Annotated in this window: 16 protein-coding genes; 2 read left to right on the top strand and 14 right to left on the bottom strand. The window is 72.7% G+C overall.

Annotated elements, in window-relative coordinates:
- Positions 1-18: 18 nt before the first annotated feature.
- Positions 19-858 carry a hypothetical protein gene (locus tag D459_RS0112285; RefSeq protein ID WP_017593313.1) on the bottom strand — a complete coding sequence of 280 codons (840 nt, stop codon included), beginning with the start codon at positions 856-858 and terminating at the stop codon, positions 19-21.
- A 185-nt stretch (positions 859-1043) separates the two neighbouring features.
- Between D459_RS0112285 and D459_RS0112280 the strand changes: the two genes are divergently transcribed.
- Positions 1044-1865, top strand: a complete 822-nt coding sequence (locus tag D459_RS0112280; RefSeq protein WP_017593312.1) for an SAM-dependent methyltransferase — start codon at positions 1044-1046, stop codon at positions 1863-1865.
- Between the two features lie 116 nt (positions 1866-1981).
- Here D459_RS0112280 and msrA read toward each other — a convergent pair whose 3' ends face one another.
- On the bottom strand, positions 1982-2665 hold the full coding sequence (gene msrA, locus D459_RS0112275; RefSeq protein WP_017593311.1) for a peptide-methionine (S)-S-oxide reductase MsrA: 684 nt from the start codon (positions 2663-2665) through the stop codon (positions 1982-1984).
- Between the two features lie 185 nt (positions 2666-2850).
- On the opposite strand from msrA, the gene rarD reads away from it, so the two are divergent.
- Positions 2851-3882, top strand: a complete 1032-nt coding sequence (rarD, locus tag D459_RS0112270; RefSeq protein WP_017593310.1) for an EamA family transporter RarD — start codon at positions 2851-2853, stop codon at positions 3880-3882.
- Here rarD and D459_RS0112265 read toward each other — a convergent pair.
- From D459_RS0112265 to nuoE, 12 genes are all read right to left on the bottom strand, one after another.
- The gene (locus D459_RS0112265; RefSeq protein WP_017593309.1) at positions 3870-4253 is read right to left on the bottom strand and encodes a hypothetical protein; all 384 of its coding nucleotides are present in this window, start codon (positions 4251-4253) and stop codon (positions 3870-3872) included. The genes rarD and D459_RS0112265 overlap by 13 nt on opposite strands.
- Before the next feature lie 228 nt (positions 4254-4481).
- Entirely contained in the window at positions 4482-5486 is a 1005-nt protein-coding gene (locus tag D459_RS0112260; RefSeq protein ID WP_017593308.1) for a polyprenyl synthetase family protein, read from the bottom strand.
- Between the two features lie 222 nt (positions 5487-5708).
- Positions 5709-7373, bottom strand: coding sequence for an NADH-quinone oxidoreductase subunit NuoN (gene nuoN, locus D459_RS0112255; RefSeq protein ID WP_017593307.1), 1665 nt, complete (start codon positions 7371-7373; stop codon positions 5709-5711).
- Positions 7370-8923, bottom strand: a complete 1554-nt coding sequence (locus tag D459_RS0112250; RefSeq protein ID WP_017593306.1) for an NADH-quinone oxidoreductase subunit M — start codon at positions 8921-8923, stop codon at positions 7370-7372. The genes nuoN and D459_RS0112250 overlap by 4 nt, the downstream gene beginning before the upstream one ends.
- A complete protein-coding gene (gene nuoL / locus D459_RS0112245) occupies positions 8924-10876 on the bottom strand; it encodes an NADH-quinone oxidoreductase subunit L (protein WP_017593305.1) in 1953 nt (650 codons plus the stop codon).
- 20 nt (positions 10877-10896) lie between these two features.
- Positions 10897-11196, bottom strand: coding sequence for an NADH-quinone oxidoreductase subunit NuoK (gene nuoK, locus D459_RS0112240; protein WP_017593304.1), 300 nt, complete (start codon positions 11194-11196; stop codon positions 10897-10899).
- Complete coding sequence (locus D459_RS0112235) at positions 11184-12143, bottom strand: NADH-quinone oxidoreductase subunit J (RefSeq protein ID WP_017593303.1); 960 nt, start codon at positions 12141-12143, stop codon at positions 11184-11186. The genes nuoK and D459_RS0112235 overlap by 13 nt, the downstream gene beginning before the upstream one ends.
- Positions 12140-12685, bottom strand: a complete 546-nt coding sequence (nuoI, locus tag D459_RS0112230) for an NADH-quinone oxidoreductase subunit NuoI (protein ID WP_017593302.1) — start codon at positions 12683-12685, stop codon at positions 12140-12142. Before nuoI ends, D459_RS0112235 begins: the two co-directional genes overlap by 4 nt.
- Positions 12678-14063: an NADH-quinone oxidoreductase subunit NuoH gene (nuoH, locus tag D459_RS0112225; protein ID WP_017593301.1), complete on the bottom strand. Its 1386-nt coding sequence runs from the start codon at positions 14061-14063 to the stop codon at positions 12678-12680. Before nuoH ends, nuoI begins: the two co-directional genes overlap by 8 nt.
- Positions 14063-16540: an NADH-quinone oxidoreductase subunit G gene (locus tag D459_RS0112220; protein ID WP_017593300.1), complete on the bottom strand. Its 2478-nt coding sequence runs from the start codon at positions 16538-16540 to the stop codon at positions 14063-14065. The genes nuoH and D459_RS0112220 overlap by 1 nt, the downstream gene beginning before the upstream one ends.
- Positions 16537-17841: an NADH-quinone oxidoreductase subunit NuoF gene (gene nuoF, locus D459_RS0112215; RefSeq protein WP_017593299.1), complete on the bottom strand. Its 1305-nt coding sequence runs from the start codon at positions 17839-17841 to the stop codon at positions 16537-16539. The genes D459_RS0112220 and nuoF overlap by 4 nt, the downstream gene beginning before the upstream one ends.
- On the bottom strand, positions 17838-18539 hold the full coding sequence (gene nuoE / locus D459_RS0112210) for an NADH-quinone oxidoreductase subunit NuoE (protein ID WP_017593298.1): 702 nt from the start codon (positions 18537-18539) through the stop codon (positions 17838-17840). Before nuoE ends, nuoF begins: the two co-directional genes overlap by 4 nt.
- Positions 18540-18558 lie beyond the last annotated feature (19 nt).

The following is an 18558-nucleotide window of genomic DNA, read 5'->3' as shown; positions in this document are numbered from 1 at the left end:
CGGGCCTCCCGGGCCGGCTCAGGAACGCCGCCGATGGCGCCGGGCTTCCTCCATGCTCGCGAGGTAGGCCGGGTGCAGGCAGTTATCCCAGTCGTCGGCGCTGCGCTGCTCCCATTCACGCCCTTCACCGAACACGTCGGGCTCCGGTCGGGCCCTGCGCACCACTCGTCCCCGCCAGAGGAGCTCCACCCGCTCCACCCGGGGCTCTCCTCCGGCGTCCCGGTCGCCGTGCTCCAGCAGAGGGCGGAGTCCGTCCGGTTCCGACCGCACCGTCTCGGCGCGGTCGTAGGTGGGAGTCGTCGGCGTGACCAGACCGCCGGGGGCGGCCTCGGTGACCGGCGGATCCCACTCGACCTCCATCGCGCACGGGCCCGCCTTCCCGATGTCGGTCCGGTCGTTGCCGGTCTGGTAGCGGCCGGCCATTCCGGCGCGCCAGAGACCGTCGCCGACCGGCTCCCAGGAGGCGGACAGTGTACCGAGATCGGGAAGGCGATCAGCGGGTCCGGCCACCCGCACCTCGTCGAACCCGTACCAGCACGCGCCGTACCCGTCGGTCCGGCCGTCCCTCCGGTAGCACGTGATGGTGTCCTGGGAGCCGCCTTCGTCGAAGAACCGCTCCCACACGCAGGCGTACCGGTCGGGGTGGTCGTACCAGAAGTCGTAGAAGTCCGGGTTCTTCCCCGGTCCGGCCCGGACGTCCACGAGGCTCCCGTCCTCCGACAGCCGGGCCGCCACCGGGACGTTGTACGACCCGCGGTCGTTGAGGATCAGCCCGATGATCCGCTCGGCCTCGCCGCGATCGATGCTCCGCCCGGGAAGGGCAAGGATGCGCAGGAAGCTCGTATAGATGTTGGACACGTGCCTTCTTCCTGTTCACGGATGGAATCCGTGTCAGTCGAGCCCCAGCTCCCCGGTCCGCCGTCCGCACGCGAGCTCCCGGTCGGGGGAGGGGTCCGGTTCCGGCCAGGGGACGGCGTTGCCTGAGTCGTCCGCCCCCGTTTGGATGGGGCCGTGGGCGATGGACGGGCGGAGAGGAGCGTGCCGTGAGCGGAGACGCCGCCGGGGCCGGGGGCGGGCGTGCCGCGCCCGGGATCGACGCCTCGGTGCCGCACCCGGCCCGGGTCTGGAACCACTGGCTGGGCGGCAAGGACAACTACCCCGTCGACCGGCGGGTGGGCGACGAGGTCATGCGGGTCAACCCCGGCATCGTCGACATCGCCCGGCACTCCCGGGAGTTCCTCCGCCGCGTCGTGCACCACCTCGCCGCCGAGGAGGGGATCCGCCAGTTCCTGGACGTCGGGACCGGGCTGCCCACCGCCGACAACACCCATGAGGTGGCCCAGCGGGCGGCGCCGGAGGCCCGGGTCGTCTACGTGGACAACGACCCGCTGGTGCTGGTGCACGCCCGCGCGCTGCTGGTGGGCTCGCCCGAAGGGGCCACCGACTACATCGACGCCGACGCCCGCGACCCCGACCGCATCCTCGCCGAGGCCGCCCGCACCCTCGACTTCTCCCGGCCGGTCGCGCTGATCATGATCGGCATCATGGGGAGCATCACCGACGACGCCACCGCCCACGGCATCCGGGACCGGCTGGTCGGCGCGCTCCCCGGCGGCGGCCACCTGGTCGTCAGCGACGGCTCCAACGCCGTCCACCCGGAGCAGGCCGCCCGCTCCGAGAAAGCGCTCGCGGAGAGCGGCGAGCCCTACCGCCTGCGCAGCCCCGAGGAGCTGTCCCGCTTCTTCACCGGCCTGGAGCTGCTGGACCCCGGCGTGGTCTCGGTGTCCCGCTGGCGCCCGCCCGCCACCCCCTGGGGCGAACCGCCGGAGGTCGACGCCTTCTGCGGCGTGGCCCGCAAGCCCTGACCCGCTGCGCCGCCGGCCGGGGCCGCCGCCTCGGGCGCGGCAGCGCCCATTCCGCCCCCGCCGACCGGCAGGACCGGGCGCCGCCTTCACCTGGTGGAGCGGCTTCTCGCCGCCGGTCAGCGGCCGGTGTCGCCGTCCGTGCGCGCGACGCCGATCGGGCAGGTTGCCCCGGTTCCGCCGACGCCGCAGTAGCCGTTGGGGTTCTTGGCGTCGGAGAGGTACTGCTGGTGGTAGGCCTCGGCGAAGTAGAACGGGCCGGCCGGGACGATCTCGGTGGTGATGGGGCCGTAGCCGGAGCGGGAGAGCACCGGCTGGAAGGCGTCCCGGGTCGCCTCGGCGGCGGCCTTCTGCTCGTCGGAGTGGTAGAGGATCATCGAGCGGTACTGGGTGCCGACGTCGTTGCCCTGGCGGAAGCCCTGGGTCGGGTCGTGGCCCTCCCAGAAGACCTTGAGCAGGTCGGTGTAGGAGATCTTCTCCGGGTCGAAGACGACGCGGACCGCCTCGGTGTGGCCGGTGGCGCCGGTGCAGACCTCTTCGTAGGTCGGGTTGGGGGTGTATCCGCCCTGGTAGCCGACGGCGGTGGTGATGATGCCGCGCTCGGCGCCCAGGCGCCAGAAGGTGCGCTCCACACCCCAGAAGCAGCCCATGCCGAAGTCGGCGATCCCGCTGCCGGGCGGGTAGGGCGGTGCGAGCGGGGTGCCCAGCACCTCGTGGCGGTCCGGCACCGGCATCGGGGTGTCCCGGCCGGGGAGCGCCTGTTCCGGTCCGATCATGGTGGCCTTGCGCCCGAACGTGAACATGGCTCCAGCCTATCCGGCGGGGGGAAGGGGCGGCCGGGGCGGCTTCCCGGGCCGGCCGGGTCCACGGGCCGGGCCGGCCGGATCCCCGGCGGGGCCGGTTTCGCGGAGGGGTTCAGCGGAGCTGAAACCCCGCCCTTAGCAGAACTCGCTACTCATTCATGGGATGAATCCTTTAGGGTGACGGCGTGTCCGAGCTGAACCGGGGCGTGCTCTACGGGGCGAGCGCCTACCTCATGTGGGGCCTGTCCACCCTGTACTGGCCGCTGCTCGCCTCCTCCGGGGCGCTGGAGATCCTCACCCACCGGATGGTCTGGTCGCTGGTCGCGGTGGTGGCCGTGCTCGCGGTCCGGCGGCACTGGCGCTGGCTGCTCGGCGTGCTGCGCTCGCCCCGGACGCTGCTGCTGCTCACCGCCGCGGCCCTGGTCATCTCGGTGAACTGGGGGCTGTTCATCCTGGCGGTGAACTCCGGGCAGACCTCCCAGGCGGCGCTGGGCTACTTCATCAACCCGCTGGTCAGCGTGGTGATGGGGGTGCTGGTGTTCGCCGAGCGGCTGCGCCCGGCGCAGTGGTGCGCGGTGGCGCTCGGCGCGGTCGCGGTGGCGGTGCTCACCTTCGCCTACGGCGGCGTGCCCTGGTTCTCGCTGGGGATGGCGTTCTCCTTCGCCACCTACGGCCTGGTGAAGCGGTTCGTCTCACTGGACGGGCTGGAGAGCCTGGCGGTGGAGACGCTGCTGATGTTCCTGCCTGCCGCCGGGTACGTGGCGTACCTGGAGGCGACCGGCGCGGGCACGTTCGCCTCGGTGTCGCCGGGGCACACCCTGCTGCTGATCGGCAGCGGCGTGGTGACCGCGGTGCCGCTGCTCTGCTTCGGCATGGCCAACCGGCGCATCCCGCTGAGCATGATCGGCCTGCTCCAGTTCGTGGTGCCGGTGATGCAGTTCCTCTTCGCCTGGCTGGTGTTCCACGAGGAGCTGCCGGCCAGCAGGTGGGCCGGGTTCGCGGTGGTCTGGGTGGCGCTGCTGATCTTCGCCGCGGACATGCTGCGCAACGCGCGCCGGCCCGGCGAGGGGGCGGAGGCCCCGGAGGACGCGGAGCCGGGGGACGCGGAGGGCGCCGCCGGGCGCCCGGCCGCGCGGTCCCCGGAGGAGGGGGACGCGGAAGGGCACGGCGCCGGCGGCCGGCCCCGTGCCCTGGACACCGGGTCTCAGCCCGGCTGACGCTCGCCCTGCCCCTCCGGCTCCGGGCGACGGTGCCGCCCGCGCGGGCGGGACTCGGCCGGCCGCTGGGCCGGCACCCCGGGCTCCGGCGGCAGCCCGTAGTGGTGGTAGATCATGTCCTCTTGCTCGACCGATATGTGCTGGTCGATGTCGAAGCTGGGCGCGTTGCGGATCGTCTCCAGGTCGAAGGGCACCTGCACCCCGTCCCCGAGGGCCCGCGCGCCCCGCAGCGGGACGAAGCTCTCGCTGGTCCCGAACAGGCCGGTGCGGACGGTGATCCAGGTCGGGGCGTCGGTCTGGTCGTCGTAGAAGACCTGGCCGATCCGGCCGACTCCGGCTCCGTCGCGGTCGAACAGCCGGTGCCCGATCATTCGCCCTGCTCCCGTGTTCTCCCCCACGGCGGTTCACTCCCCCCTGTCACGCCGCAGCACTGCGGCGCTCGCCTGCGGCGATACCTGCTGGGTACCCACGATGTAGGCGAAGAGTAACCAATCTGCACATTTTGATTTCGGAGAGTGACGGTCATGGGGTTCCCGATCCTCCGGAAAACGCGCAGGCCCGCCCCCCGGGCGGGGACGGGCCTGCGGAGGTCCGGCGGGTCAGCCGCTGCGCTCCACCACGTAGTCGCAGAGCGCCTCGAAGGCGTCCCGGGCCGCCCCCTCGGGCAGCGACGCCAGCTCGGCGCGGGCCTTGTCGGCCCAGCCCTGCAGGTCGGCGCGGGCCTCGGCCATCGCCGGGTGCGGGCGGAGCAGGGTCAGCGCCTCCTCGGCCTCGGCCTCGCTCAGCGGGCGGCCGAGCAGCGAGCGGAGCCGCTCGCCGTCCGGGTCGGTGCCGCGCAGCGCGTGGAACATCGGCAGGGTGAGCACGCCCTCGCGCAGGTCGGTGCCGGGCACCTTGCCGGACTCGGCCGACTCGCTGGCCACGTCCAGGATGTCGTCGGAGAGCTGGAAGGCGGTGCCCAGCGCGTCGCAGGCGCGGGTGAGGGTGGCGGTGACCTCCGGGTCGGCGCCGCCGAAGGTCGCGCCGAACTCCGCGGAGGAGGCGATCAGCGAGGCGGTCTTGTCCGCGATGACCTGCATGTAGTGGCCGAGCGGGTCGACCCCTTCGGCCGGGCCGGAGGTCTCCAGGATCTGCCCCTGGACCAGCCGGCCGAAGGTGCGGGCCTGCATCCGGACCGCGTCGGTGCCCAGGTCCGCGAGCATCTCCGAGGCCCGGGCGAAGACGTAGTCGCCGGTGAGGATCGCCACGGTGTTGCCCCAGCGCTGGTTGGCGCTGGGCTCGCCGCGGCGCATCTCCGCCTCGTCCATGACGTCGTCGTGGTAGAGGGTGGCGACGTGGGTGAGCTCGACCACCGCGGCGGCCGGGATGAGCTCGGGCACACGGGGGTCGCCGAACCGGGCCGCGAGCAGCACCAGGGTGGCGCGGAAGCGCTTGCCGCCGGCCGCCAGCAGATGGCCGGCCGCATCGGTCAGCAGCGGGTCGCTCGCCTCGACCGACTCGTGCAGCAGCGCCTCGACCTTCTCCAGGTCCTCCTGGACCTCCCGGGCGAGGGCCGCGTCGACACTCGGCAGAGCGAGGAAACCGCTCGGGACAGCACCGCTCACCTGAAAGCTCCACACGTCAACGGGCGCGCGTGACCCCATTTCCGGCGTATCGCGCGCTCTCGGGATGAACATCGACCGACTAGCCAAGTTATCGGACCCGGTTTCAACCGCCAAAGCCGCGGAGCGCAGCCGCTCCGCGACTCGGAGGCAGGCGCCGGAAGGGCCGGCGGAACACGTCCCGCCGGCCCTCCGACGCCTTCGGTCGTACCTGAAAAGGTACCCCTACCTGGTGAATCCGTCGGCAGTGGCCGCCACTTCCGCGTCGGTACCGCCGCCCGGCGCCGGGATCAGGTGGTCCAGCACCGGTGTGGGGTAGACGCCGAGCAGGAAGGTGGCCGCCACGCCGATCGAGATGACCGACCCGGTGAGCAGCCCGGCCGGGACCACCCGCGGCCCGCCCTTCTCGGCCGGCTCGGAGAAGTACATCAGCACGATGATGCGCACGTAGAAGAACGCGGTCACCGCGCTGCTCAGCACGCCGACCACCACCAGCGGCGCGGCGCCGGCCGCCAGGGCCGCCTCGAACACCGCGAACTTGCCGATGAACCCGCTGGTCAGCGGGATGCCGGCGAAGGCGAGCAGGAACAGCGAGAGCGCCCCGGCCAGCACCGGCGAGGTGCGGCCCAGGCCGGCCCACTGCTCCAGGTCGCCCGCCTCGGCGCCGTTCTCGTGCGTGCGGACCAGGGTGACCACGGCGAACGCGCCGATCGTGGTGAACCCGTAGGCCGCCAGGTAGAACATGGCGCCGGCCAGGCCCGCGGAGTCGGCCGCGACCACCGCGGTCAGCACGAACCCGGCGTGCACCACCGAGGAGTAGGCCAGCAGCCGCTTGATGTCGCGCTGGGTGACCGCGACGATCGCGGCGACCACCATGGTGAGGATCGCGACGACCCACAGCATCGGCCGCCACGACTCCACCGAGCCGCCGAAGGCGGTGAAGAACACCCGGAGCAGCGCGCCGAACGCGGCGACCAGGGTGCACGAGGCCATCAGCGCGGTGATCGGGGTCGGGGCGCCCTGGTAGACGTCGGGCTTCCAGTTGTGGAAGGGCACCGCGCCGACCTTGAACAGCAGGCCGACCGCGACCAGGCCGATGCCCAGGAGCAGCAGCGGCTCGCCGTTGCCGCCCTGGAAGATCTCCGCGCCGCCGGCCTGCACCGCCTCGTCCACCCGGGCGAAGTTCACCGAGCCCGCGTAGCCGTACACCAGGGCGATGCCGAACAGGAAGAACGCCGAGGAGAACGCGCCCAGCAGGAAGTACTTGACCGCGGCCTCCTGGGAGAACAGCCGGCGCCGCCGGGCGATCCCGCACAGCAGGTACAGCGGGAGGCTCATCACCTCCAGCGCGACGAACAGGGTGAGGAAGTCGTTGGCGGCGGGGAAGAGCAGCATGCCCAGCACCGCGAAGAGCACCAGCGGGTAGACCTCGGTGTGCTCGGATCCGGCGAGGACGTGCTCGCGCTCCTCCTCGCTGCCGGGCACCGCCGCGGCCTGCGCGGCGAACGCGTCCTCGCCGCCGTGCCGCTCGGCGATCAGCAGCAGGCTGATGAATGCCAGCACCAGGATGGTGCCCTGGAGGAAGAGCGCGGGGCGGTCCACCGCGACGGCGCCGAGCGCCAGGGTGGTGCCGGCCTCCCCCTCGGGCAGCGTGAAGGCCTGGGCCAGGGTGAGCACGAACGCGGCGAGCACCCCGCCCAGGGCCAGCAGCAGCTGGACCGGGCGGCGCCGGGGGCGCGGGACGAAGGCCTCGGCCAGCACCGCCAGCACCCCCGCCGCGAAGACCACCAGCATCGGGGCGAGCAGCCAGTAGTCGATGGCGGGCGGGGAATCGGTGATGACCGGTGCGGCGAGCGCCGCACCCGGTGCCGCCTGGGTCGCGGAGATCACTCGGAGGCTCCTTCCTGGCCGCCCGCCGTCGGACCGGTGCCGCCGACCGCGGGCGCGGGGTCGGTGGCGTCCAGCTGCTCCATGGTCCGCTGCACCGACGGCTCGACCGCGTCGAGCATCGGCTGCGGGTAGACGCCGAACAGGATGATCAGCGCGACCAGCGGCGCGATCGCGCCGAGCTCGCGCCGGTCCAGGTCGGCCAGGCCGGAGAGCCGCTCCGGCAGCGGGCCGGTCATGGTCCGCTGGTACATCCACAGGATGTAGAGGGCGGCCAGCACCACGCCCACCGCGGCGATGACCGCCGGCACCGGGTTGAACATGTAGGCGCCGATGAACACCAGGAACTCGCTGACGAACGGGGCCAGCCCGGGCAGCGACAGCCCGGCCAGGCCGGCCACCAGGAAGGTGCCGGCCAGCACCGGGGCGGCCTTCTGCACGCCCTGGTAGTCGGCGATCAGCGAGGAGTCCCGGCGGGCGATGAGGAAGCCCACGATCAGGAAGAGCGCGCCGGTGGCGAAGCCGTGGTTGACCATGTACAGCGCCGCCCCGGAGTGCCCCTGGGTGGTCATCGCGAAGATGCCCAGGGTGATGAACCCGAAGTGGGAGACCGAGGTGAAGGCGATCAGGCGCAGCATGTCGCTCTGCCCGATCGCCAGGATCGCGCCGTAGACGATGCTGACCAGGCTGAGCGCCACCGCCGGCCAGACGAACCAGGCCGCCGCCGAGGGGAACAGCTCCAGGCAGTAGCGGAGCATCCCGTAGGTGCCGACCTTGTCCAGCACGCCGACCAGCAGCACCGCGGTGCCCGGCCGGGACGACCCGGCCGCGGTCGGCAGCCAGCTGTGCAGCGGCCACATCGGCGCCTTGATCGCGAACGCGATGAAGAAGCCGAGGAAGAGCCAGCGCAGCACGGTCGGGTCCAGCTCGGCCAGGGCCCCGCCGGAGACCAGGTCGCTCCAGAGGAACGTGCCGCCGTAGACGTAGACCCCGATCACCGCGACCAGCATCAGCAGGCCGCCGGCCAGGCTGTACAGCAGGAAGGTGATCGCGGCCCGGCGGCGCTGCTCGCCGCGCCCGTACCGCCCGATCATGAAGTAGACCGGGATCAGCATGGCCTCGAAGAAGACGTAGAACAGGAAGACGTCGGTCGCGGCGAAGACGCCGACGATCATCGCCTCCAGGGCCAGGATCAGCGCGAAGTAGCCCTTGCCCCGGTCCGGGGCGTCGTCGTTCTCCCGCCAGGCGGCCAGGATCACCAGCGGGACCAGCGCCGCCGACATCAGGATCAGCAGCAGCGCGATCCCGTCCACGCCCACCGCGTAGCTGACCCCGAACCGCGGGATCCACGGGTGGACCTCTTCGAACTGCAGCCCGGCCGCCGAGGTGTCGAACCGCGCCGCCATGACCCCGAGCAGGGCCAGCACGGCGACCGAGACGGCGAACGCCGCCCGCTTGGCCTGCTCGGCCCGCTCGACGGGGGTGAGCGCGACGCCCAGCGCGCCCAGCGCCGGCAGCGCGATGGCGAGTGTGAGCCAGGGGATGTCGGTCATCTAGATCCTCACAGCCAGCGTTGCGACGACGATGGCGGCGCCGAACAGCATGGTCAGCGCGTAGGTCCGGGCGAATCCGGTCTGCGCCCGGCGCATCCGCGCCGAGCCGTCCCGGACGCTGTCCGCCACCCCGTTCACCGCGCCGTTGACGACGTGGGTGTCGATCGCCACCAGCGCTTCGGTGACGACCTGGCCGGGCCGCATCAGCAGTCCCTCGTTGATCTCGTTGCCGTACAGCTCGTTGCGGGCGGCGGCGGTGATGAAGTTGCCCGCGGGGGCGGTCACCGGCACCGGGCGGCGGCCGTACATGAACCAGGCCAGTGCCACCCCGCCGACCATCAGCGCCAGCGCGGCCAGCGCGGACGGGGCGGTGAACATGGCGGCCAGGCTGAACTCGTGGTGCTCCGGCGGGGCGCCGACCGCGGGCTCCAGGAAGTGCGCGAACCGGTAGCCGAAGACCAGCGCCGCGCCGAGGAAGACCGACCCGACGGCCAGCACCACCATCGGCCCGGTCATCGAGGCCGGGGACTCGTGCGGGTGCACCCCGTCGTGCCAGCGCTTCTCGCCGAAGAAGGTCATGATCATCACGCGGGTCATGTAGAACGCGGTGAGCGCCGCGCCGACCAGCGCCGCGGTGCCGAGCAGCTGCCCGGTGAGCCCGCCGGCGCCGAACGCGGCCTCGATGATGCCCTCCTTGGTCCACCAGCCGCTGAGCAGCGGGAACCCGATGATCGCCAGGTAGCCCAGGCCGAAGGTGGCGAAGGTGATCGGCATGTACCGGCGCAGCGCGCCGTACCGGCGCATGTCGACCTCGTCGTTCATGCCGTGCATCACCGAGCCGGCGCCGAGGAACAGCCCGGCCTTGAAGAAGCCGTGCGTGATCAGGTGCGCGATGGCCACCGCGTAGCCCGCGGGGCCCAGCCCGGCGGCCAGGGTCATGTAGCCGATCTGGCTCATGGTGGACCCGGCCAGCGCCTTCTTGATGTCGTCCTTGGCGCACCCGATGACCGCGCCGGCCAGCAGGGTGGCCGCGCCGACGATCGCCACCGCCAGCTGGGCGGCGGGGGCGGCCTCGAAGATCGGGCCGGCCCGCACGATCAGGTAGACGCCGGCGGTGACCATGGTCGCCGCGTGGATCAGCGCGGAGACCGGGGTGGGGCCCTCCATCGCGTCCAGCAGCCAGGACTGGAGCGGCAGCTGGGCCGACTTGCCGCACGCGCCGAGCAGCAGGAGCAGCCCGATCGCGGTGAGCACGCCCTGCCCGGCGCCGTCCAGGCCGCCGAGCACCCCGCTGAACGCGACCGTGCCGAAGGTGGAGAACATCAGCATGATCGCGATCAGCAGGCCCAGGTCGCCGACCCGGTTGACCAGGAAGGCCTTCTTGGCGGCGACGGCCGCCGAGGGCTTGTGCTGCCAGAACCCGATGAGCAGGTAGGACGCCAGGCCGACGCCCTCCCAGCCGAGGAAGAGCAGCACGAAGTTGTCCGCCAGGACGAGCACCAGCATCGCCGCGACGAACAGGTTGAGGTAGGCGAAGAACCGGCGGCGCCGCTCGTCGTGGGCCATGTAGCCCACCGAGTAGATGTGGATGAGCGAGCCGACGCCGGTGATGAGCAGGACGAAGCTGATCGACAGCGGGTCGATCAGCAGGCTCGCCCCGACCTCCAGGTCGCCGGAGGAGAACCAGGTGTAGACGTCGACGCCGACGCTGCGGTGGTGGGCGTCCATCCCGAGGAGCTGGACGAGCGCGAGCACCGCCCAGGCGAAGCTGGCCAGGGGCAGCGCCGTCGCCAGCCAGTGGCCCCAGGCGTCGGTCCGCTTCCCGCCGATCAGCAGGACGGCCGCCCCGATCAGCGGGAGCGCGATGAGCAGCCAGGCGTTGCCCAGTACCGCCCCTTCGGCCGGGGCGGTGACCGCCGGTTGCGCGTCGGCGGCGAGGAGGGAGTCGGTCATAGACACGGCCACGTCGCCTTCTAGTACTTGAGCAGGTTGGCGTCATCGACCGACGCGGACCTGCGGGTGCGGAAGATCTGCATGATGATCGCGAGCCCCACCACGACCTCGGCGGCGGCCACGACCATCACGAAGAACGCGATGACCTGCCCCTCGATGTCGCCGTGCATCCGCGCGAAGGCGACGAACGCCAGGTTGCAGGCGTTGAGCATGAGCTCCACGCACATGAAGACGATGATCGCGTTCCGCCGGACCAGCACCCCCAGGGCGCCGATGGTGAACAGCAGCGCGGCCAGCGCGATGTAGTTCATCGGGTCCACGAGTGCTCGGCCTCCTCTCCTTCGGCCCCGCCGTTCTCGCCGTCCCCGCGGTCCTCGGCGTCCCCGCCGGTCCCGCGCTCTTCGGCGCCGGGGCCGGACTCGGGCCGCTCGTCCTCGGCGTGGCCCTCCTTGGACCAGGCCGAGTCGGAGGCGCCGCCGGGGCTGGGCACCGCGCCCAGCCGGATGTCCTGCGGCACCTGCGACTGCAGCTCGGGGTCGCGGGCGGTGAGCACCGGGTTGAGCGAGAGCCGGGAGACCGACCCGTCGGGCAGCAGCGCCGGCATGTCGATGGCGTTGTGCCGGGCGTAGGTTCCGGGGCCGGGCAGCGGCGTCGGGTGGTCGCCGAGGATCCGCTCCCGGGCCATCTCCCGCTGGGTCCGCCGCGGCTTGGTGCGGGCGCTGTGCGCCAGGACCAGCGCGCCGAGCACCGCGGTGATCAGCAGTGCGCCGGTGGCCTCGAACGCGATGATGTAGCGGAAGATCACCTCGCCGGCGATCCACTGCACGCCGCCGCCGGCCGCCGCGACGCCCGCGGCCAGGCCGGCCGGGTCGCCGACGGAGATCCGGGTCAGGCCGAGGCCGAGGGCGAGCAGGAAGCACAGCGCCACGGCGCCGGCCAGCACCCGCTGCCCGCGGATCGTCTCCACCAGCGAGTCCGCCGAGCTGACGCCGACCAGCATCAGCACGAACAGGAAGAGCATCAGCACCGCGCCGGTGTAGACGACGATCTGCACCACCATCAGGAACGGCGCCTCGTTCATGCCGTAGAACACGGCCAGGCCGAGCATGACGGCGGCCATCATCACCGCGGAGTGCACGGCCTTGCGGGCCAGCACCACGCCGAGCGCGGCGAGCAGCACGAACCCGCCGAGCAGCCAGAACGCGGCGGCCTCGGTGCCGGAGACCGGGGCGGCGAGCACGGTGCCCGCCGCGGTCGCGGGGGTCATCGGGCCACCTCCCCGCCGGCCGGCTCCCGCTCGGCGGCCGAGGAGCGGCCGGAGCGGTAGTAGTCCTCCTCCGTGTCGCCCAGCCGCATCGGGTGCGGCGGCGCCTCCATGCCCTCGCGGAGCCCTGCGAGCAGCTGCTCCTTGGTCCAGATCAGGCTCTCGCGGTCGTCGTCGGCGAGCTCGTACTCGTTGGTCATGGTGAGCGCGCGGGTCGGGCAGGCCTCCACGCACAGCCCGCACAGGATGCACCGCAGGTAGTTGATCTGGTACACCCTGCCGTACCGCTCACCGGGCGAGTACCGCTCCTCCTCGGTGTTGTCGCCGCCCTCCACGTAGATGGCGTCGGCCGGGCAGGCCCAGGCGCACAGCTCGCACCCGATGCACTTCTCCAGGCCGTCCGGCCACCGGTTCAGCTGGTGCCTGCCGTGGAAGCGCGGCGCCGTGGGGCGCTTCACCTCCGGGTATTCGATGGTGGGCACCTTCTTGAACATGGTGTGGAAGGTGACGCCGAACCCCTTCACGGGGTTGAGCCAGTCAAGCACCGGTTACCTCCTCACGCTCGCCGCGCTTCTCGCCGGCCGGGGCCGGTGCGGGGTTTCGGGACGGCTCGGCGAGGACGCTGCTGCCGTAGTGCGGCGCGCTCTGCGGCGGCACCGGGAAGCCGCCGACCGCCGGGTCGGCGTGGATCCGGCGGGCCTCCTCGGCGCGCCGGGCCTCCTCCGCGGCCCGCTTCCGCCGGGCCGACCGGGCGTAGCCGGCGAAGGCCGCGATGGAGACCGCCGCGAACGCGACGGCGACGCCGGCGGTCGCGCCGAGCGGGGCGCCCTCGTTCACCATCAGCTTGACCACCGCCACCGCGGTGATCCAGACCAGCTGCACCGGGATGAGCAGCTTCCAGCCCAGCTGCATCAGCTGGTCGTAGCGGATCCGGGGCACCGAGCCGCGCGCCCAGATGAACAGGAACATCACGGCGAGGAACTTGAGCAGCCACCACAGGACGGGCCACCAGCCCTCGTTGGCCCCCGGCCAGAACGCCGTGATCGGCGGCGGCGCCAGCCAGCCGCCGAGGAAGAAGGTCACCGAGACCGCGGCGACCGTCACCATGTTCACGTACTCGGCGAGGAAGAACATGGTGAACTTCATCGACCCGTATTCGGTCATGAAGCCGCCGACGATCTCGCCCTCGCCCTCGGCCAGGTCGAACGGGAGCCGGTTGGTCTCGCCGACCATGGTGACCAGGTAGATGAGGAAGGACGGCAGCAGGATGACCGCGAACCACAGCGACCGCTGCGCCTCCACGATGCCGGAGGTGGTCAGCGTCCCGGAGAACATGAACACCGCGACGAAGCTCAGCCCCATCGCGATCTCGTAGCTGATCACCTGGGCCGAGGCGCGCAGCCCGCCGAGCAGCGCGTAGGGCGACTGGGAGGCCCAGCCGCCGAGCACGATGCCGTACACGCCGACCGCCGCGGTGGCCAGCACCAGCAGCGCCGCGATCGGCAGGTCGGTGAGCTGCAGCGGGGTGGTGACCCCGAACATGTTCACCTCGGGCCCCACCGGGATGATGGAGAACGCGATGAACGCCGGGACCGCCGCGATCATCGGCGCCGCGATGTAGACCAGCCGGTCCACGTTGCGCGGGATCACGTCCTCCTTGAGCGACAGCTTCACGCCGTCGAACAGCGACTGCAGCAGGCCCAGCGGGCCGAGCCGGTTGGGGCCGTGGCGCTGCTGCATCCGCCCCATGACCTTGCGGTCGGCCATGATCATCATCAGCACGCAGACCATCAGGAAGACGAAGACGACCAGCGCCTTGATCAGGGTGATCCACCACGGGTCACCGCCGAAGGCCTCCAGTCCCGGCTCCCCGGCCGCCGCCTGCACGGTGCCGGCCGCGGCGGCCGGCCATCCGATGGGCATCACTTCGCGCTCCCAGCACTCGCGGTCTCGGCGGCGGCGCCCGCGGGGCGCAGCCGCACCGTGTCCCCGGCGGCCGCCCCCAGGTCGCGGCGGACGTCGCAGTCGCGGGCGGCGGCGGGCAGCCACACCACCCCGTCCGGCATCCCGGCGGCGACCACGGCCGGCACCGAGACCGACCCGGCCGGGCCGGCGACCTCCAGCCGGCCGCCGTCGGCCAGCCCGATCCCGGCGGCGGTGGCCGCGGAGAGCCGGGCCAGCGCCGGCCGGGCGGTCCCGGCCAGGTAGGGCTCGCCGTCCTCCATCCGGCCCCGGCCGAGCAGCTGCTTCCAGGTGGCCAGCAGCGCCCGGCCCGGCCCCGGTTCGGCGGCCGGCGCGGGCCCGGTCAGCGGGTCGGGGACCCGCTCGCCGGCCCAGGCGCCCAGCGCGGCCAGTTCGCGGCGGGCCGCGGCGGCGTCCGGGAGCCCCAGGTGGACGTCCATCTCGTCCGCGATCGCGGCCAGCACCCGAAGGTCGGACAGGGCGCCGGGGATCTTCAGCGCGTCGCCGAACGGCCGCTCGCGCCCCTCCCAGTCGACGAAGGTGCCGGACTTCTCCGCCACCGCCGCCACCGGCAGCACCACGTCGGCGCGGTCGGTGACCTCGCTGGCGCGCAGCTCCAGGGAGACGATGAACGGCACCCGGGCCAGCGCGGCGCGGGCCGCCTCCGGGTCGGGCAGGTCGTCCAGTTCCACCCCGGCGATGACCAGCGCGTCCAGGTCGCCGGCGGCCGCGGCGGCGAGGATCTCCGCGGTGTCCCGGCCCTCCCGCTCCGGCAGCGAGGCGACCGACCAGGCGCGCGCGGCCTCGGCGCGGGCGTGCGCGTCGCCCACCGGCCGCCCGCCGGGCAGCAGGTTGGGCAGCGCCCCGGCCTCGATCGCGCCGCGCTCCCCGGCCCGGCGCGGGATCCAGCCGATCCGGGCACCGGTCCGGTCGGCCAGCCGGGCCAGCGCGGAGAGCGCGCCCGGCGTCCGGGCCAGCCGCTCGCCGGCGAGCAGCACCGCGCCCTCGGCGCCGAGCGCGCGGAACGCCTCGGGGGAGGCGTCGGCGAGCCCGTCCAGTACCCGCGCCTCGGCGCCGGGGGCCGCCGGGACCAGCGTCCCGTCGGCCTTGGCCAGTCCCCGGCTCGCGTACGGCGCGATCGCGTACAGGTCGAGTCCGCGCTTGCGGGCGGCCTTGCGCAGCCGGAGGAAGACCGCGGGCGACTCGTCCTCGGGCTCCAGCCCGGCGAGCAGCACCGCGGGCGCCTTCTCCAGGTCGTCGTAGCTCACCTGGACGCCGGTCCCGGCGACCCGGGCGGCGATGAACTCGGCCTCCTCCTCGGAGTGCTCCCGGGCCCGCATGTCGATGTCGTTGGTGCGCAGCGCCACCCGGGCGAACTTGGCGTAGGCGTAGGCGTCCTCCAGGGTCAGCCTGCCGCCGGTGAGCACCGCGGCGCGGCGCGCCCCGCCCAGTCCGCGGGCCGCCTCGGCCAGTGCCTCCGGCCAGGAGGCGAACTCCAGGGCGCGGGTGTCGGCGCGGCGCAGCAGCGGCCGCTTGAGCCGGTCGCCCTGGGTGGCGTAGGTGAAGGCCCAGCGCCCCTTGTCGCAGTTCCACTCCTCGTTGACCCGGGGGTCGTCGCCGGCCAGCCGGCGGGTGACCTTGCCCCGGCGGTGGTCGGTGCGGAGCGCGCAGCCGGACGCGCAGTGCTCGCACACGCTGGGCGTGGAGACCAGGTCGAACGGGCGGGAGCGGAACCGGTAGGCGGCGCCGGTGAGCGCGCCGACCGGGCAGATCTGCACGGTGTTGCCGGAGAAGTAGGACTGGAACGGCTCGCCCTCGGCGATGCCGACCTGCTCCTGGGCGCCGCGCTCCAGCAGCTCGATGAACGGGTCGCCGGCGATCTGCGCGGAGAACCGGGTGCACCGGGCGCACTGGATGCACCGCTCCCGGTCCAGCAGGACCTGGGTGGAGAGCGGGACCGGCTTGGGGAAGGTGCGCTTGGTGTCGGTGAAGCGGGTCTCCCCCTGCCCGCTGGACATCGCCTGGTTCTGCAGCGGGCACTCGCCGCCCTTGTCGCAGACCGGGCAGTCCAGCGGGTGGTTGATCAGCAGGAACTCCATGATGCCCCGCTGCGCCTTCTCCGCCACCGCCGAGGTCAGCTGGGTCTTGACGACCATGCCGTCCATCACGGTGATGGTGCAGGAGGCCTGCGGCTTGGGCATGCCCCGGCCGTTGCCCGCGTCGGGGATCTCCACCAGGCACTGGCGGCAGGCCCCGACCGGGTCCAGCAGCGGGTGGTCGCAGAACCGCGGGATCTGGATGCCCAGCAGCTCCGCGGCCCGGATCACCAGCGTCCCCTTGGGCACCTTGATCTGGAACCCGTCGATGGTGACGGTGACCAGGTCCTCCGGCGGGACCGCCGGGGCGCCGCCGGACGGGGTGTTGGTCGTGACGGTCACTTGCTCCCTCCCCACACGGTCGACTCGGAATGGTCGAACGGGCAGCCCCGCTCCTCCATGTGCCTGATGTACTCGTCCCGGAAGTACTTGATGGACGACATCACCGGGCTGGCCGCGCCGTCGCCGAGGGCGCAGAACGAGCGGCCCAGCAGGTTGTCGCAGATGTCCAGGAGCTTCTCCACGTCGGCCTCGGTGCCCTCGCCGTTCTCCAGCCGGTCCAGGACCTGGACCATCCAGAAGTTGCCCTCCCGGCAGGGGGTGCACTTGCCGCAGGACTCGTGGGCGTAGAAGGCGATCCACCGGCCGACCGCGCGGACCACGCAGGTGGTCTCGTCGAAGATCTGCAGTGCGCGGGTGCCGAGCATGGACCCGGCGGCGCCGACCGACTCGAAGTCGAGCGGGGTGTCCAGGTGCTCCTCGGTGAAGATCGGGGTGGAGGAGCCGCCCGGGGTCCAGAATTTGAGCCGGTGGCCGGCCCGGATGCCGCCCGCCATGTCGAGCAGTTCGCGCAGCGTGACGCCGAGCGGGGCCTCGTACTGGCCGGGCCGGGTGACGTGCCCGGACAGCGAGAAGAAGCCGAACCCGGCGGACTTCTCGGTGCCCATCGAGGTGAACCACTCGGCGCCGTTGGCCACGATCGGCGGGACGCTGGCGATCGACTCGACGTTGTTCACCACGGTCGGCGAGGCGTACAGCCCGGCCACCGCGGGGAACGGCGGCTTGAGCCGGGGCTGCCCGCGGTAGCCCTCCAGGGAGTCCAGCAGCGCGGTCTCCTCGCCGCAGATGTAGGCCCCGGCGCCGGCGTGCACCACCACGTCCAGGTCGAACCCGCTGCCCAGGATGTCGGTGCCGATCAGCCCGGCCTCGCGGGCCTCCTCCACCGCCCGCCGCAGCCGGCGGATGACGTGCAGCACCTCGCCGCGCACGTAGATGAAGGCGTGGCTGCTGCGGATCGCGTAGGCCGAGATGATCACCCCCTCCACCAGCGCGTGCGGGTTGGCCATCATCAGCGGGATGTCCTTGCAGGTGCCCGGCTCGGACTCGTCGGCGTTGACCACCAGGTAGCGCGGGTTGGGGTTGTCCTTGGGCAGGAAGCCCCACTTCATCCCGGTGGGGAACCCGGCGCCGCCGCGGCCGCGCAGGCCGGAGGCCTTCACCAGGTCGACCAGTGCGTCCGGTTCCATGGCCAGGGCCTTGCGCAGCGCCCCGTAGCCGCCGACCGCCCGGTAGCCGTCCAGGGTGTAGAGGTCCTCGCGGTCCCAGTGCTCGGAGAGCACCGGGGTGAGCGCCGTCCCGGTCATCGGTCGCCCCCTTCGGTCGGGGCGGGGCCGGCCGCGCCGGGGGCCGGCGCGGTCCAGCCGCGCTCGCGGGCGAGCTTCAGGCCCTCCAGGGAGGGGCCGGCGGCCTGCGGGCCCTCGCCGGCCCGGCCGTCGGAGAACCCGGCCAGCACCCGGGAGGCCTGCTTCCAGGTGCACACCGGGCCGGCGCCGCGGGTGGGCGCCACGTCGTTGCCGAGCCGCAGGTCGTCGACGAGCCGCTTGGCGCTCTCCGGGGTCTGGTTGTCGAAGAACTCCCAGTTGACCATCATCACCGGGGCGAAGTCGCAGGCCGCGTTGCACTCCAGGTGCTCCAGCGTGACCTTGCCGTCCTCGGTGGTCTCGTCGTTGCCGACGCCCAGGTGCTCCTTGAGCGCGGCGAAGATCTCGTCGCCGCCCATCACCGCGCAGAGCGTGTTGGTGCACACGCCCACGTGGTATTCGCCCATCGGGCGGCGCTTGTACATGGTGTAGAAGGTGGCCACCGCGGTGACCTCGGCGGCGGTCAGCCCCAGGACATCGGCGCAGAAGCCGATGCCCGCCCTGCTGACGTACCCCTCCTCCGCCTGGACCAGGTGGAGCAGCGGCAGCAGCGCCGACCGCGACTTCGGGTAGCGGGCGATCACCTCCTTGGCGTCGACCTCCAGCCGCGCCCTGGTGGCGTCGTCGAAGCCCTCGCTCATGCCGGTGCTCCCCTCCTCG

The sequence above is a fragment of the Nocardiopsis potens DSM 45234 genome (genome assembly GCF_000341105.1).
GTDB classification, from domain to species: Bacteria; Actinomycetota; Actinomycetes; order Streptosporangiales; family Streptosporangiaceae; genus Nocardiopsis_A; species Nocardiopsis_A potens.
The sequence above is the reverse complement of the archived record's forward strand: the minus strand, read 5'-3'. Positions and strand labels throughout refer to the sequence as shown.

What these genes read in the sequence shown, in the direction of transcription:
- msrA (WP_017593311.1), bottom strand. Translation starts at nt 2,665, where the DNA reads ATGTTCACGTTCGGGCGCAAGGCCACCATGATCGGACCGGAACAGGCG.
- D459_RS0112265 (WP_017593309.1), bottom strand. Translation starts at nt 4,253, where the DNA reads ATGATCGGGCACCGGCTGTTCGACCGCGACGGAGCCGGAGTCGGCCGG.
- D459_RS0112250 (WP_017593306.1), bottom strand. Translation starts at nt 8,923, where the DNA reads ATGACCGACATCCCCTGGCTCACACTCGCCATCGCGCTGCCGGCGCTG.
- nuoL (WP_017593305.1), bottom strand. Translation starts at nt 10,876, where the DNA reads ATGACCGACTCCCTCCTCGCCGCCGACGCGCAACCGGCGGTCACCGCC.
- D459_RS0112235 (WP_017593303.1), bottom strand. Translation starts at nt 12,143, where the DNA reads ATGACCCCCGCGACCGCGGCGGGCACCGTGCTCGCCGCCCCGGTCTCC.
- nuoH (WP_017593301.1), bottom strand. Translation starts at nt 14,063, where the DNA reads ATGCCCATCGGATGGCCGGCCGCCGCGGCCGGCACCGTGCAGGCGGCG.
- nuoF (WP_017593299.1), bottom strand. Translation starts at nt 17,841, where the DNA reads ATGACCGGGACGGCGCTCACCCCGGTGCTCTCCGAGCACTGGGACCGC.
- nuoE (WP_017593298.1), bottom strand. Translation starts at nt 18,539, where the DNA reads ATGAGCGAGGGCTTCGACGACGCCACCAGGGCGCGGCTGGAGGTCGAC.